Source organism: Microbacterium sp. PA5, assembly GCF_049860775.1.
GTDB lineage: Bacteria > Actinomycetota > Actinomycetes > Actinomycetales > Microbacteriaceae > Microbacterium.
Map to the genome: position 1 here is coordinate 1,383,970 of NZ_CP187567.1, position 12,850 is coordinate 1,396,819.

Below are 12,850 nucleotides of genomic sequence, written 5' to 3' on the forward strand. Positions count from 1 at the left end.
CCGCGTCCTTCCTTTTCCCGTTACCGTGCCGTGCCGGCGGTGAGCGCCCGGGCTTCGGCGGCCAGGCCCGCCACGCCGCCGTCGCGCAGGGCGCGCACCAGCGCGGTGCCGACGATCGCGCCGTCCGCGTACTCCAGCACGCCGCGGACCTGGTCGGCCGTGGAGATCCCGATGCCCACGCACGCGTGCGCGGCCCCGTGCGACCGCAGCCGCGACACCAGGGTGCGCGCCGCGGCATCCAGCTCCGCCCGCTCCCCCGTGATGCCCATCGTGGAGACGGTGTAGACGAAGCCGGTGGAATGGCGCACGATGAGCGCGAGCCGCTCGTCGGTGGAGGTGGGGGCGGCGAGGAACACGCGATCCAGGCCGGTGCGCTCGGACGCGGCGATCCACTCGGCGGCCGCGTCGGGGGTGATGTCGGGCGTGATGAGTCCCGCTCCCCCCGCGGCCAGGAGGTCGTCGGCGTAGCGGTCGACGCCGTACTGCATCACGGGGTTCCAGTAGGTCATCACGAGCACCGGGATGTCGACGCGCGCAGTGATCTCGCGGACCGCGGTGAAGGTGTCCCGCAGGCGGAACCCGGCGGCCAGCGCCGTCTGGGTCGCCTCCTGGATCACGGTCCCGTCCATCACGGGGTCGGAGTACGGCGGGCCCAGCTCGAGCACGTCGGCCCCGCTCTCGGCGAGGGTGACGGCGGCGTCGATGCTGGTCTGCAGGTCGGGGAAGCCGAGGGGCAGGTAGCCGACGAAGGCACCGCGCCCGGCATCGTGGGCGGCGTCGAGGGCGGCGGCGACGCGGCTCACAGCTCGATCCCCTCGCCCTTGGCGCTCTCCGGAGCGGGCCCAGCCTCAACCGGGTCGGCGCCCTCGTCGTAGAGCCCGAACCACTTCGCCGCGGTGTCCATGTCCTTGTCGCCGCGCCCCGACAGGCTGACGGCGATGACGGCGTCCGGACCGAGCTCGCGTCCGAGCCGCAGTGCGCCTGCCAGAGCGTGGGCGGACTCGATCGCGGGGATGATGCCCTCGGTGCGCGACAGCAGACGCAGCGCGTCCATCGCCTCGGTGTCGGTCGCGGGGATGTACTCCGCGCGTCCGATGTCCGCCAGCCAGGCGTGCTCGGGGCCGACACCGGGATAGTCCAGTCCCGCCGAGATCGAGTGGGACTCGATGGTCTGGCCGTCCTCGTCCTGCAGCACGTAGGTCCGCGCACCGTGCAGGACGCCCGGGCGGCCGCGCTCGATGGACGCGGCGTGACGGGCGGTGTCCACGCCGTCGCCCGCCGCCTCGACGCCGTACAGCTTCACGCCCTCGTCGTCGAGGAACGCGTCGAACATCCCGATGGCGTTGGAGCCGCCGCCCACGCACGCGATCACGACGTCGGGGAGCGCTCCGGTCTCGTCGAGCAGCTGCTGGCGCGCCTCCTCGCTGATGATCTTCTGGAAGTCGCGCACCATCGCCGGGAACGGGTGCGGTCCGGCGGCCGTGCCGAAGATGTAGTTCGTGTGCTCGACCGAGGCCACCCAGTCGCGGTAGGCGTCGTTGATCGCGTCCTTGAGGGTGCGCGAGCCCGTGGTCACGGGGATCACCTCGGCGCCGAGCAGACGCATGCGCGCCACGTTGAGGGCCTGACGCTGCGTGTCGACCTCGCCCATGTAGATCGTGCAGTCGAAGCCGAAAAGCGCCGCCGCCGTCGCGGTCGCCACGCCGTGCTGGCCGGCGCCCGTCTCGGCGATCACGCGGGTCTTGCCCAGGCGCCGGGTGAGCAGCGCCTGCCCGAGGACGTTGTTGATCTTGTGCGAGCCGGTGTGATTGAGATCCTCGCGCTTGAGGAAGATGCGCGCACCGCCGGCGTGCTCCGCGAAGCGCGGCACCTCCGTCAGCGGCGACGGGCGACCCGCGTAGGAGCGCAGCAGCCGGCGGAACTCGGCGTCGAACTCCGGATCCGCCTTGGCCGCGTCGTACTCCGCGGTCAGCTCGTCGATCGCCGCGATCAGGGACTCGGGCATGAAGCGTCCGCCGAAGTCGCCGAAGAACGGTCCGTGCGTGTCACGCAGGCTCATGTCGAGGTGCTCCGCTCGCTCGATGCATCGTTCGCGCCCGCTTCCAGGAACGCGTGCAGGGTGGTGACGGGGTCGCTGGTGACCAGCGCCTCGCCGATGAGGACCACGTCGGCGCCCGCGGCACGGTAATGGGCGACGTCGTCGGGGGTGAGGACCGCCGACTCGGCGATCTTGATCGCATCCCGCGGCAGGTCGTCGTGGAGTCGTCCGAACAGGTCGCGGTCGAGCTCGAAGGTGGAGAGGTCGCGGGCGTTCACGCCGATGAGTGCGGCGCCGAGGTCGGCCGCGCGGAGCACCTCGTCCCGCGAGTGCGTCTCGACCAGCGGGGTCATCCCGAGCTCGAGGACGAGAGCGTGCAGCTCCTGCAGCAGAGGCTGCTCGAGCGCGGCGACGATGAGGAGCACGAGGTCAGCGCCGGACGCGCGGGCCTCGAGCACCTGATACGGGGTCGCGATGAAGTCCTTGCGCAGCACGGGCAGCTCCACCCGGGCGCGGACGGCCTCGAGGTCGGCGAGGCTCCCCTTGAACCGGCGACCCTCGGTGAGCACGGAGATGGCGGACGCCCCGCCCTGCTCGTAGCGCGCGGCCTGCAGTGCCGGATCGGGGATCTCGGCGAGATGGCCGCGAGAGGGACTGGCGCGCTTGACCTCCGCGATGATCTTGACGCGGTCGGCAGGCGCCAGCGCGCTCAGCGCGTCGCGCGCGGGCTCCTGGGCGAGGGCGGCGCGCTCGACGTCGGCCAGCGGCCGTCCCGCGGCGCGTGCCTCGGCATCCTCCACCGCGCCGGCCGTGAGGTCGGCGAGCACGTCAGTGCTGCTTCGACGTGTACTTGGACCCGTTCACGCCGTAGCCGGCCCTCGCGAGAGCCCAGCCCGTGAGGGCGCCCACGATCGTGAGGCCGACGCAGATCCACACGAGGACCGGCATCTCGAGGAAGAAGAACAGGGTGCCCAGCGCGATCGCGATGAGCATGATCACGACCGCCGTCCAGGCGGCCGGGGAGTGTCCGTGGCCGGGGTCGTCGACGGAATTGCTCATGGTTCTCCTTCGCGTGCGGGTCGCTGCGACCAGTCTAGCGGGCGGTCCCCAGGGGTCCGGTACGACGCGGGAGCCGGTGGGGCGCGGTGTCAGGCGGTCGGATCGTCGCCGCGGGACAGGTCGTCCCACGAGTCGATGGCATCGTGCGGGCGCGACGCGGCAGGGCGGTCGGAGCTCCCCGCGCGGCCGGCGCGCGCACCCGCACGGGCCGGCGCCTCGGCACCGTCGGTCCGGTAGCGACGGCCCGCCCCCGGCCAGCGGTGGGCCGTCAGGACGGTCGTCGCTCCCCCGGCCGCGATCGCGAGCGAGGCGACCACGGTGACGACGGGCCACGGCGTGATCGCGATGTGGTCGATGAGCGCGCGCACCGTGCTCTCCCCCGCCAGACCGGTGGCCTCGGTGACCGACGCGGCGACGGCGTCGACGGGGCGCTCCAGGGCCACGCGCAGTGCGCCGAAGCCGAGGACTCCCCCGATCGCGACGGCGAGCACCCCGAAGACGTGGCGCAGGACGGGGCCGATGATCGACAGCGCCAGCCCCAGGGCGAGTGCTGCGAGGCTGAGCGGCGCCAGCAGCGCCAGCGCCGAGGCGCCGGGCACCGGGAGCGGCGCCGTCGTCGCCCCCCGGAGGGACACGTCGAGCCAGGTCTGCGTGGAGGCGATCAGCGCGAGCGCGCCGCCGCCGAGCACGGTCAGGACGCTGAGGGAGCGGAGGCGACGGGTCATGCGTCGCCGATCGCGGGGTGCAGGTCGTCGGCGTCGAAGCACGTCCGGTCGCCGGTGTGGCACGCCGCGCCGACCTGGTCGACCGCGATGAGGAGGGTGTCCCCGTCGCAGTCGAGCCGCGCGCCCTTGACGAGCTGGATGTGGCCCGAGGTGTCGCCCTTGCGCCAGTACTCCTGGCGTGAGCGCGACCAGAAGGTCACCCGGCCGGTGGTCAGCGTGCGCCGCAGCGCCTCGTCGTCCATCCAGCCGAGCATGAGGACCTCGCGGGTGTCGTACTGCTGGATGATGGCCGGCACGAGGCCGTCGGCCGTGAAGGCGACGCGGTCCAGCACTGTCGCGATGTCGAGCGGAGCATCGGTCATGCGCGCACCTCGATCCCCTCGGCGCGCAGCGCGCCCTTGACGTCGCCGATCGTGAGCTGACCGGAGTGGAACACCGACGCCGCGAGGACGGCATCGGCGCCGGCCTCGATCGCCGGGGCGAAATGCTCGGCCGCCCCCGCACCGCCGGAGGCGATGACCGGGACGGAGGACAGCTCCCGCATGAGTGCGACGAGCTCGAGGTCGAAGCCGTCCTTCGTGCCGTCGGCGTCGATCGAGTTGACGAGCAGCTCGCCGGCGCCCCGGTCGATCGCCTCCCGCGCCCAGGCCAGGGCATCCAGCGTCGTGAGGGTGCGGCCGCCGTGGGTGGTGACGACGAACCCGGATTCGGTGCCGGGAGCGCGCTTGACGTCGAGCGACAGCACGAGCACCTGCGCGCCGAAGCGGTCGGCGATCTCGTCGACCAGCTGCGGGCGGGCGATGGCCGCCGAGTTCACGCCCACCTTGTCGGCGCCGACGCCGAGCAGGCGCGCGACGTCGTCAGCGGATCTGACCCCGCCGCCGACGGTGAGGGGGATGAAGACCTCCTCCGCCGTCCGGCGGACCACGTCGTAGGTCGTGGACCGGTCGTCCACCGTGGCGGTGACGTCGAGGAAGGTGAGCTCGTCGGCGCCCTGGTCGAAGTACCGGCGCGCGAGTTCGACCGGGTCGCCCATCTCGCGGAGGTTCTCGAAGTTGACGCCCTTGACGACTCTGCCGTCCTTGACGTCCAGGCAGGGGATGACGCGGCGGGCCAGCGACATCAGAGCCTCGCGTTGTGGATGGCGGTCACGAGGATCGCGCGCGCGCCGATCGCGTACAGCGCGTCCATGACCTGGTTGACGGTCTTGCGCGGGCTCATCACCCGCACCGCCACCCAGGCGGGGTCGCGCAGCGGGGAGATGGTCGGCGACTCGATGCCGGGGGCGATGGCGACGGCCGCGTCGACGAGGTCGGCGGGCAGGTCGTAGTCGATCAGCACATACTGGCGGGCCACCATCACGCCGCGCAGCCGCCGCAGCAGGATGTCGGTGCCCTCCGCCTCGACCGGCGCGCCGATCAGCACCGCCTCGGACTCCAGGAGCACCGGGCCGAAGATCTCCAGGCCGGCCTGCTTGAGCGTCGTCCCCGTGGACACGACGTCCGCCACCGCGTCGGCGACGCCCAGCTCGACGGCCGACTCGACGGCCCCGTCGAGCGGGACCAGGTCGACGGCCACGCCGTGCTCGTCGAGGTACGCGTCCACGAGCCCCGGATACGCCGTCGCCACCCGCACCCCGTCGAGGTCGCTCAGCTCGTGGAAGCGACCGGGAGGGCCGGCGAAGCGGAAGGTGGAGCCGCCGAAGCCGAGCTTCTCGATCTCGCGTGCCCCCGGCATGCGCGCGTCGAGCAGGAGGTCGCGGCCGGTGATGCCCACGTGGAGTGCGCCGGAGCCCACGTAGGTGGCGATGTCCTTCGGGCGCAGGTAGAAGAACTCGACCTCGTTGACGGGGTCGATGACGTGGAGGTCCTTGGGATCGCGTCGGCCGGTGTACCCGGCTTCGGTGAGCATGTCGGTCGCGGTCTCGGCCAGCGATCCCTTGTTCGGCACGGCGATTCGCAGCATGGTGCAGGACTTTCGGTGTCTCGTAGCTCTCGGTCTCTCGGAGCTCTCAGTGTCTCGGAACGTGTCGTCGTTCAGGGCGGAGGCGAGCTCAGAGATGTCGGTAGACGTCCTCGGGGGCGAGGCCCTTCGCGAGCATGAGCACCTGCAGGTGGTAGAGCAGCTGCGAAATCTCCTCGGCCGTCTCGACGTCGGACTGGTACTCGGCGGCCATCCACACCTCGGCGGCCTCCTCGACGATCTTCTTCCCGATCGCGTGCACGCCGGCGTCGAGCTGCGCGACGGTGCCCGAGCCCTCGGGACGCGTCGCGGCGATCTCGGTGAGCTCGGCGAACAGGGCGTCGAAGGTCTTCACCCCTCCAGGCTACCGGTCCCGGCCGGGCGCCGGTGCGTGGCGGGATCCGGCGGCGTCAGTGCCGGTGCGCCGCCGCGACCCCGCGGAGCGCGGCGATCGCCTGACCCGGGTCGTCGGCGCCGAACACCGCCGACCCCGCCACGAAGGTGTCGGCTCCCGCCTCGGCCGCCTGCGCGATCGTCGACTCCGCGATCCCGCCGTCGACCTGGAGCCAGACCTGGGAGCCGCGGCGTCGTGCCTCGTCGCTCAGCCGGGCCAGCTTGGGCATCTGGTCCGCCATGAAGGACTGGCCGCCGAAACCCGGCTCGACCGTCATGACGAGGATCTGATCGAACTCGTCGAGCACGTCGAACAGCCCGTCGACCGGCGTCGCCGGCTTCACGGCGACGCCGGCGCGCGCGCCGATCTGCCGCAGCCGCCGCGCCAGCGCGACCGGGTCGGATGCCGCCTCCAGGTGGAAGGTGACCGACGCCGCGCCGATCTCGGCGTACCCGGGCGCCCACCGGTCGGGGTCGATGATCATGAGGTGCACGTCCAGCGGGACCGGGCTGGTCGCCTGGATGCGCTCCACCATCTGCGGTCCGAAGGTGAGGTTGGGCACGAAGTGGTTGTCCATGACGTCGACGTGCACGAAGTCGGCCGTCGCGATGCGGGCGAGCTCGGCCTGCATGTTCACGAAATCGGCGGCGAGGATGCTGGGGTTGATGCGGAGGTCGTCGCCGGTCACGGGACCACCCTAATCCGGTCTCGGACCCCGCGTCGTCGCGACGGGCTCAGCGGCGCCGCAGCAGCGAGATCGACATCGCATCCGTGCCGTGGCGGTGGGGCCACAGCTGCGCGCGCCCCGAACCGTCCGCCGGCGCGGCCAGGTCGATCGGTCCGCGGGACACGGACGCCACGACCGACCGCGCGTCGAGCTCCTCGAGGGAATCGCCCGCCGATCGCCGCACGTCGGCGACGATCGCCGCGGTCTCGGCCAGGTGCGGTGAGCAGGTGACGTACGCGACGACGCCGCCGGGCGCCAGGGCATCGACGGCGGCGCGCAGCAGGTCGCCCTGCAGCGCGGCGAGGTCGGGGACGTCGGCCGCCGTCTTGCGCCACCGCGCCTCGGGCCGGCGGCGGAGTGCGCCGAGGCCGGTGCAGGGCGCGTCCACGAGGATGCGGTCGTAGCGGCCGCGTCCGGCCCGCGTGCGGCCGTCCTCTTCGGACACGGGGACCGGGAGCGGCACGCCCGCGACGGAGTCGCGCACCAGCCCGGCGCGCGCCGGCGAGACCTCGTTGGCCTCGAGCATCGCGCCCCGCGCGAGAGCCTCCGCGGCCAGCACGGCGGTCTTCCCCCCGGGCCCCGCGCACAGATCCAGCCAGCGCTCTCCGGGGCGCGGCGGGGCGGCGCGGGTCAGGGCGAGCGCCGCCAGCTGCGAGCCCTCGTCCTGCACGCGGATGCGTCCACCCGCCTGCTCGACGACCGGCGCGGGGTCTCCCCCGCCCAGCCGGAAGCCGATCGGCGAGTAGACGGTCGGGGTGCGCCCGTCCGGGATCTCGGCGAGCCCGGGAAGAGCGGCCATCGTGACGCCCGGGGCGACGTTGTCGGCCTCGAGCAGCGCGGTCAGCTCGTCGGCGCGCCCCTCCGCGGCCAGCGCTCGTCGGAAGGCGCGGATGACCCACACCGGGTGGGCGTGGCGCAGCGCGAGGCGCTCGTCATCCGAGCGGGCCGTCTCGTCGAGCCGGGCGTACCACTGCTCCCCCGAGCGCTCCGACACACGCCGCAGCACGGCGTTCGCGAACTTGGAGGGCCCCGGGCCGGCCGCCGCGCGGACCTGCCGCACGGTCTCGTTGACGGCGGCGTGCGACGGGATCCGCATCGACACGAGCTGGTGGACGCCCAGGCGCAGCGCGTCGAGCACAGCCGGGTCGATGCGATCCACCTCGCGCTTCGCGGCCTCCGCGATGATGGCGTCGTAGGTGCCCTCCCGCCGTAGTGTGCCGTAGGCGAGCTCGGTCGCGAGTGCCGCATCGGCCCCGCTCAGGCCGGCGCGTGCGATCTCACGCGGGAGCAGCAGGTTGGCGTAGGCGTCCGATTCGTGGACGGCGCGGAGGGTGTCGTAGGCGACCCAGCGGGAGGAGCTCACGGGGCATGCTCCGTCCGGCCGGCGCCGGCCGCGGGCGCTTCCGGCCCCGTCCCGTCGGCCTGCAGCGCATCGACCCGGAGGCCGCGCCACCAGTCGGCTGCCGCCATGCGGCCCTTGCCGGCGGGCTGGACCTCGTCGAGCGCGACGGTGCCCGAGGAGGTGCCGACGACCACCGTGCGGTCGATCAGCTCCACCCGCCCCGGCGCGAGCGCGGCGTCGGGCCCGGAGCGGGCGGCGAGCACCTTCAGCCGCTGACCGCCGATGAGGGTATGGGCGCCGGGCTCCGGCGTGGTGCCGCGGAAGCGGTCCAGCACCTCGCGCGCGGGCGCGGTGAAGTCCAGGAGCCCGTCGGAGAGCGACAGCTTGGGCGCCAGGGTCGGCTCCCCCGTCTGCGGGACGGCCCGCGCCGTGCCGGCCGCGATGGCGTCGACGACGTCGCGCAGGAGGAGCGCCCCCTGCTCGGCGAGATCCGACAGGACCTGTCCCGCCGTGGCGGACTCCGGGACCTCGTAGCGGATCTCGCCGAAGACGTCGCCGGCGTCGAGAGCGGGGACGAGCTGGAACACGGCGGCGCCCGTGGTCCGGTCGCCCGCGATGAGGGCATGCTGCACCGGCGCCGCTCCGCGCCAGCGAGGGAGCAGGGAGAAGTGGAGGTTGATCCAGCCGTGGCGGGGCAGGGACAGCAACGGCTCCCGGACCAGGCCGCCGTACGCCACGATCACGCCGAGGTCGGGACGGAGGGCGTCGACGGCCGACGTCGCGTCGGCGCCCAGCCGGTCCGCCTTGACGACCGGGAGGCCGCGCGCAGCCGCCGCCTCGGCCACCGGCGAAGGCGTGAGGACGCGCTTGCGGCCTTGCGGCGCATCGGTGCGGGTGACGACGCCGACCACGTCGTGCGAGGACTCGTCCAGTGCCCGCAGCGATGGCACCGCCGGAGCCGGGGTTCCGGCGAACACGATGCGCATGGGGGTCCTGAAGGGAAAGGGGATGGTCACAGATCGAGCTCGGGCACGTCGAGCCGCACCCTGAGTGTAGTCGCGGCCGGCCCGCGCGCCGTGCCCGCGGCACGCGCCCGGGCAGCGGTGCGGCGCCCCCGCAGCGCGTCGGCGACGACCGCTGCACGCAGCGTCTCGGCGACCGCGCGCCCGTGGGCGTACTCGAAGCGGAGGAGCGCCCGCACCGTGCCCTCGCCCGCCGGCACCGGCCCGAGGACCGCGGCGGGGGCCAGCGACGGGACCTCGGCCCGCACGTGCGCGATCGCCTCGTCGACCGCGGCCGCCGTTCCCTCCACCGTCGCCACCCGGACCACCGGGGGCATGTGCAGCGGTGCCCGCTCCGCCAGCTCGGTGCGCGCGTAGGCCGCCTGGGTCCAGGTCGCCAGCGCCCGGGAGACCGGACCGGTCACCCCGACGAGGTGCACCGGTGCGCCCGGCGCGGCGAGGGCGGCCGCGTTCGACCACCAGCGCAGGCACGCCTCGCCGATCCGCAGCTGCTCGGCCAGCAGCATCTTGTCGCCGTCGAGCAGGATGACGGCCCGATAGCCGCCCGGGGCGATCGGCTCCGCCCCGCGCGTCGCGATCACCAGCGCCGGCCGCGCCTCGACCTCCGTGACCGGGTGGGCGCCGTCGGAGACGATCACGCGGGTGTTCGGGAACGCGCGGCCGAGCTCGTCGGCGGTGCGCTCCGACCCCGACGACGCCATCCGCAGACGCTGCGAGGAGCAGTTCGCGCAGGACCAGTTCGGCAGGGTGCGCCCGCACCAGCCGCAGTCGGGGGCGCTGCCGGGACGGCGGGCATGCAGCGGACCGGCGCAGTGCGGGCAGCGGGCCGGTGTGCGGCAGTCGGCGCAGACCAGGACGGGGGCGTATCCGGGCCGGGAGACCTGCACGAGCACGGGGCCGTCCCGCAGAGCCTCGCGCGCCGCGGCGAAGGCCGCCGACGGCACGCGCTGTCCGCGCACCTCCCCCTCGTGCGTCCCCGACAGGATCACGCGCGGGCTCTCCCGCCGCGCGGCGGGGACCTCCCGCACCCAGCCGAGCTGGACCAGCCGCTCGACGTCGGTCGAGCGGGTGTGCCCCGCGAACACGAGCGCGGAGTCCTCGAGCTCCTGGCGGATGAGCGCGGCGTCGCGGGCGTGGACCCCGGGGCTCAGCGGCTCGGCCAGGAGGGGGTCGCCGTCGTCCCAGACGGCGACCAGGCCGACGTCGTGGGCCGGGGCGTAGACCGTCGACCGGTTCCCGACCACGATGCACGGCGCGGGGTGGAGCAGCCGCAGGTACGCGGCGTAGCGCTCGGGTCCAGAGCGGCGGGCGTCGTCGCGGACGATCGCGTCGTCGGGCGCGCGGCCCGCCAGCGCGGCCAGCACCTGCGTCTGGTCGCGGTGGTCCGGCAGCACGAGCACGGCGCTGCGCCCGGCAGCGAGACGTTCCACGGCCATCGCGGCCATCAGCTCCGCCCACGCGCCCCACGCGCTCCCGGCGACGGGACGCGGGGGCGGGTCGATCGCGAGGCGCTCCCCCGCGGCCAGCGCGTCGCCCAGGCCGGGATGGGACGCCAGCACGCCCCGTGCCCAGGCGAGCCCCTCGGGCGACACGGCCGGCGCCTGCGGCGGCTCGGCCGCGCGCCAGGCCTTCTCGGCTCGCACCATGCGCTTGGGGATCACGAGCCGGAGGATGTCGACCGCCGAGCCCGCCGCGCGATCGGCCGCTCGTCGGGCCAGAGCGTAGAGCGACTCGGGGAGCACGGCCACCGGCGAGACGACGCTGTCCACCTCGGACAGCGGACGGTCCGGGGCGACGGCATCCGTCACGTCCAGGACATAGGCCTCCACGACGCGTCCGGCGGTGCGCAGAGGCACCTTGACGCGCACTCCCGCGACCACCTCGCCGACCAGCTCCGAGGGCACGGCGTAGTCGAACGGCCGGTCGAGCTGAGGCAGCGGAGAGTCGACCAGGACGCGGGCGACGGTGACCACGGCGGGTCAGAGGCCGGCGGCGGCGCGGAGTTCCTCGACGCGGTCGGTGCGCTCCCAGGTGAAGTCGGGCAGCTCGCGTCCGAAGTGACCGTACGCCGCGGTCTGGGCGTAGATCGGGCGCAGCAGGTCGAGCCGGTCGATGATGGCCTGCGGCCGCAGATCGAACACGTCCGTGATCGCGGCGGTGATCGCCTCGTCCGAGACGTGCCCGGTGCCGAAGGTCTCGACGTACAGCCCGACGGGCGCCGCCCGGCCGATGGCGTACGCGACCTGCACCTCGAGGCGGTCGGCCAGACCGGCGGCGACGGCGTTCTTGGCGACCCACCGCATGGCGTAGGCGGCCGAGCGGTCGACCTTCGAGGGGTCCTTGCCGCTGAACGCGCCGCCGCCGTGCCGTGCGGCGCCGCCGTAGGTGTCGATGATGATCTTCCGACCGGTGAGGCCGGCGTCGCCCTTCGGGCCGCCGATCACGAAGGGACCGGCGGGGTTGATGACGTACTCCACATCGCCGATGTCCAGGCCGGTCTGCGCGATGACCGGGTCGATGACCTCGGCGCGCACGGCCGCCCGGAGCGCGGCCAGGGAGATGTCGGGGTTGTGCTGTGTCGAGACCACCACCGTCTCGACCGTGCGCGGCACGTGGCCGTCGTAGCCGAGCGTCACCTGCGTCTTGCCGTCGGGACGCAGGAACGGCAGCGCGCCGGAGCGCCGAGCGTCGGTGAGCCGTTCGGCGATGCGGTGCGCCGTCCAGATCGCCATCGGCATGAGCTGCGGCGTCTCGGTGGTCGCGTAGCCGAACATGATCCCCTGGTCGCCCGCGCCCAGCGCGTCGACGGGGTCGCTCGATCCCTCTTCCCGGTGCTCGATCGCGTTGTCGACTCCTGCCGCGATGTCCCCGGACTGCTCGCCGATGGAGACCGTGACACCGCACGAGTCGCCGTCGAAGCCGGTCTCGCTGGAGGTGTAGCCGATGCGGTTGACGACCCCGCGCACGATCCCGGGGATGTCGACGTAGCCGTCGGTGCGCACCTCGCCGGCGACGTGGACGAGCCCCGTCGTCACCAGCGTCTCCACGGCGACCCGGCTCCCGGGGTCCACGGCCAGCAGCGCGTCGAGCACGCTGTCGGAGATCTGGTCGCAGATCTTGTCGGGGTGCCCTTCGGTCACGGACTCGGACGTGAACAGGCGCAGCTGAGTCATCGGTGCTCCAGACGGCGGACAGGATCGGGGGTGTTAACCATCATGCCCGCGTCCCCCGACATGGCGGGTGACGCGGGCACGGCGACGCCATACGGCGTCATGGGATCAGTCGAGCGAGCGCAGGCGCAGCTTGTCCTCGTGGATCTCGTGCAGTGCGATCGTCAGGGGCTTGTCCTCGACGGTCGAGTCGACGAGGGGGCCGACGTTGTCGAAGAGGTTTCCCTCGTGGAGGTCGGAGTAGTAGTCGTTGATCTGGCGTGCACGCTTGGACGCGTAGATCACGAGCTGGTACTTCGAGTCGACCTTCTCGAGCAGTGCGTCGATGGGCGGGTCGATGATGCCCTGGTCACGAGTGGCCATAGTGGACCTCCTGGATCGGATGGCGGAAGAAAATCGGGGCGAAGCGCG

Annotated in this window: 15 protein-coding genes; all 15 read right to left on the reverse strand. The window is 73.4% G+C overall.

Annotated elements, in window-relative coordinates; translation table 11 throughout:
• Nucleotides 1-20: 20 nt before the first annotated feature.
• The 15 genes from trpA to rpoZ all read right to left on the reverse strand — a co-directional run bounded on the left by trpA (nt 21) and on the right by rpoZ (nt 12,802).
• Complete coding sequence (gene trpA / locus ACPWUT_RS06430; protein ID WP_284527107.1) at nt 21-803, reverse strand: tryptophan synthase subunit alpha; 783 nt, start codon at nt 801-803, stop codon at nt 21-23.
• A complete protein-coding gene (gene trpB, locus ACPWUT_RS06435; protein WP_284527109.1) occupies nt 800-2,059 on the reverse strand; it encodes a tryptophan synthase subunit beta in 1,260 nt (419 codons plus the stop codon). Before trpB ends, trpA begins: the two co-directional genes overlap by 4 nt.
• Nucleotides 2,056-2,865: an indole-3-glycerol phosphate synthase TrpC gene (gene trpC, locus ACPWUT_RS06440; RefSeq protein ID WP_425841797.1), complete on the reverse strand. Its 810-nt coding sequence runs from the start codon at nt 2,863-2,865 to the stop codon at nt 2,056-2,058. Before trpC ends, trpB begins: the two co-directional genes overlap by 4 nt.
• A 1-nt stretch (nt 2,866) precedes the next feature.
• Nucleotides 2,867-3,097, reverse strand: coding sequence for a DUF6704 family protein (locus ACPWUT_RS06445; RefSeq protein WP_425841800.1), 231 nt, complete (start codon nt 3,095-3,097; stop codon nt 2,867-2,869).
• Between the two features lie 89 nt (nt 3,098-3,186).
• Nucleotides 3,187-3,822, reverse strand: a complete 636-nt coding sequence (locus ACPWUT_RS06450) for a Trp biosynthesis-associated membrane protein (protein WP_425841803.1) — start codon at nt 3,820-3,822, stop codon at nt 3,187-3,189.
• Nucleotides 3,819-4,184, reverse strand: a complete 366-nt coding sequence (gene hisI, locus ACPWUT_RS06455) for a phosphoribosyl-AMP cyclohydrolase (protein ID WP_284527115.1) — start codon at nt 4,182-4,184, stop codon at nt 3,819-3,821. Before hisI ends, ACPWUT_RS06450 begins: the two co-directional genes overlap by 4 nt.
• Nucleotides 4,181-4,945: an imidazole glycerol phosphate synthase subunit HisF gene (gene hisF / locus ACPWUT_RS06460; protein WP_284527116.1), complete on the reverse strand. Its 765-nt coding sequence runs from the start codon at nt 4,943-4,945 to the stop codon at nt 4,181-4,183. The genes hisI and hisF overlap by 4 nt, the downstream gene beginning before the upstream one ends.
• Nucleotides 4,945-5,787, reverse strand: coding sequence for an ATP phosphoribosyltransferase (hisG, locus tag ACPWUT_RS06465; RefSeq protein WP_284527117.1), 843 nt, complete (start codon nt 5,785-5,787; stop codon nt 4,945-4,947). Before hisG ends, hisF begins: the two co-directional genes overlap by 1 nt.
• An 88-nt stretch (nt 5,788-5,875) precedes the next feature.
• Nucleotides 5,876-6,139 (reverse strand): phosphoribosyl-ATP diphosphatase, encoded by a 264-nt coding sequence (locus ACPWUT_RS06470; protein WP_284527119.1) that lies wholly within the window; start codon nt 6,137-6,139, stop codon nt 5,876-5,878.
• A 55-nt stretch (nt 6,140-6,194) separates the two neighbouring features.
• The gene (gene rpe / locus ACPWUT_RS06475; protein ID WP_425841809.1) at nt 6,195-6,866 is read right to left on the reverse strand and encodes a ribulose-phosphate 3-epimerase; all 672 of its coding nucleotides are present in this window, start codon (nt 6,864-6,866) and stop codon (nt 6,195-6,197) included.
• Between the two features lie 46 nt (nt 6,867-6,912).
• Nucleotides 6,913-8,268 carry an RsmB/NOP family class I SAM-dependent RNA methyltransferase gene (locus ACPWUT_RS06480; protein WP_425841812.1) on the reverse strand — a complete coding sequence of 452 codons (1,356 nt, stop codon included), beginning with the start codon at nt 8,266-8,268 and terminating at the stop codon, nt 6,913-6,915.
• A complete protein-coding gene (gene fmt, locus ACPWUT_RS06485) occupies nt 8,265-9,233 on the reverse strand; it encodes a methionyl-tRNA formyltransferase (RefSeq protein WP_425841815.1) in 969 nt (322 codons plus the stop codon). The genes ACPWUT_RS06480 and fmt overlap by 4 nt, the downstream gene beginning before the upstream one ends.
• 26 nt (nt 9,234-9,259) lie before the next feature.
• Nucleotides 9,260-11,242, reverse strand: a complete 1,983-nt coding sequence (locus ACPWUT_RS06490; protein ID WP_425841818.1) for a primosomal protein N' — start codon at nt 11,240-11,242, stop codon at nt 9,260-9,262.
• A gap of 6 nt (nt 11,243-11,248) precedes the next feature.
• Nucleotides 11,249-12,442, reverse strand: coding sequence for a methionine adenosyltransferase (metK, locus tag ACPWUT_RS06495; protein ID WP_284527128.1), 1,194 nt, complete (start codon nt 12,440-12,442; stop codon nt 11,249-11,251).
• Between the two features lie 105 nt (nt 12,443-12,547).
• Nucleotides 12,548-12,802, reverse strand: a complete 255-nt coding sequence (gene rpoZ, locus ACPWUT_RS06500) for a DNA-directed RNA polymerase subunit omega (protein ID WP_144807791.1) — start codon at nt 12,800-12,802, stop codon at nt 12,548-12,550.
• Nucleotides 12,803-12,850 lie beyond the last annotated feature (48 nt).

Excerpts from the sequence above, each read along its gene's own strand:
- metK (WP_284527128.1), bottom strand. The coding sequence starts at position 12,442 with ATGACTCAGCTGCGCCTGTTCACGTCCGAGTCCGTGACCGAAGGGCAC.
- trpB (WP_284527109.1), bottom strand. The coding sequence starts at position 2,059 with ATGAGCCTGCGTGACACGCACGGACCGTTCTTCGGCGACTTCGGCGGA.
- hisI (WP_284527115.1), bottom strand. The coding sequence starts at position 4,184 with ATGACCGATGCTCCGCTCGACATCGCGACAGTGCTGGACCGCGTCGCC.
- hisG (WP_284527117.1), bottom strand. The coding sequence starts at position 5,787 with ATGCTGCGAATCGCCGTGCCGAACAAGGGATCGCTGGCCGAGACCGCG.
- ACPWUT_RS06445 (WP_425841800.1), bottom strand. The coding sequence starts at position 3,097 with ATGAGCAATTCCGTCGACGACCCCGGCCACGGACACTCCCCGGCCGCC.
- fmt (WP_425841815.1), bottom strand. The coding sequence starts at position 9,233 with ATGCGCATCGTGTTCGCCGGAACCCCGGCTCCGGCGGTGCCATCGCTG.
- ACPWUT_RS06450 (WP_425841803.1), bottom strand. The coding sequence starts at position 3,822 with ATGACCCGTCGCCTCCGCTCCCTCAGCGTCCTGACCGTGCTCGGCGGC.
- rpoZ (WP_144807791.1), bottom strand. The coding sequence starts at position 12,802 with ATGGCCACTCGTGACCAGGGCATCATCGACCCGCCCATCGACGCACTG.
- hisF (WP_284527116.1), bottom strand. The coding sequence starts at position 4,945 with ATGTCGCTGGCCCGCCGCGTCATCCCCTGCCTGGACGTCAAGGACGGC.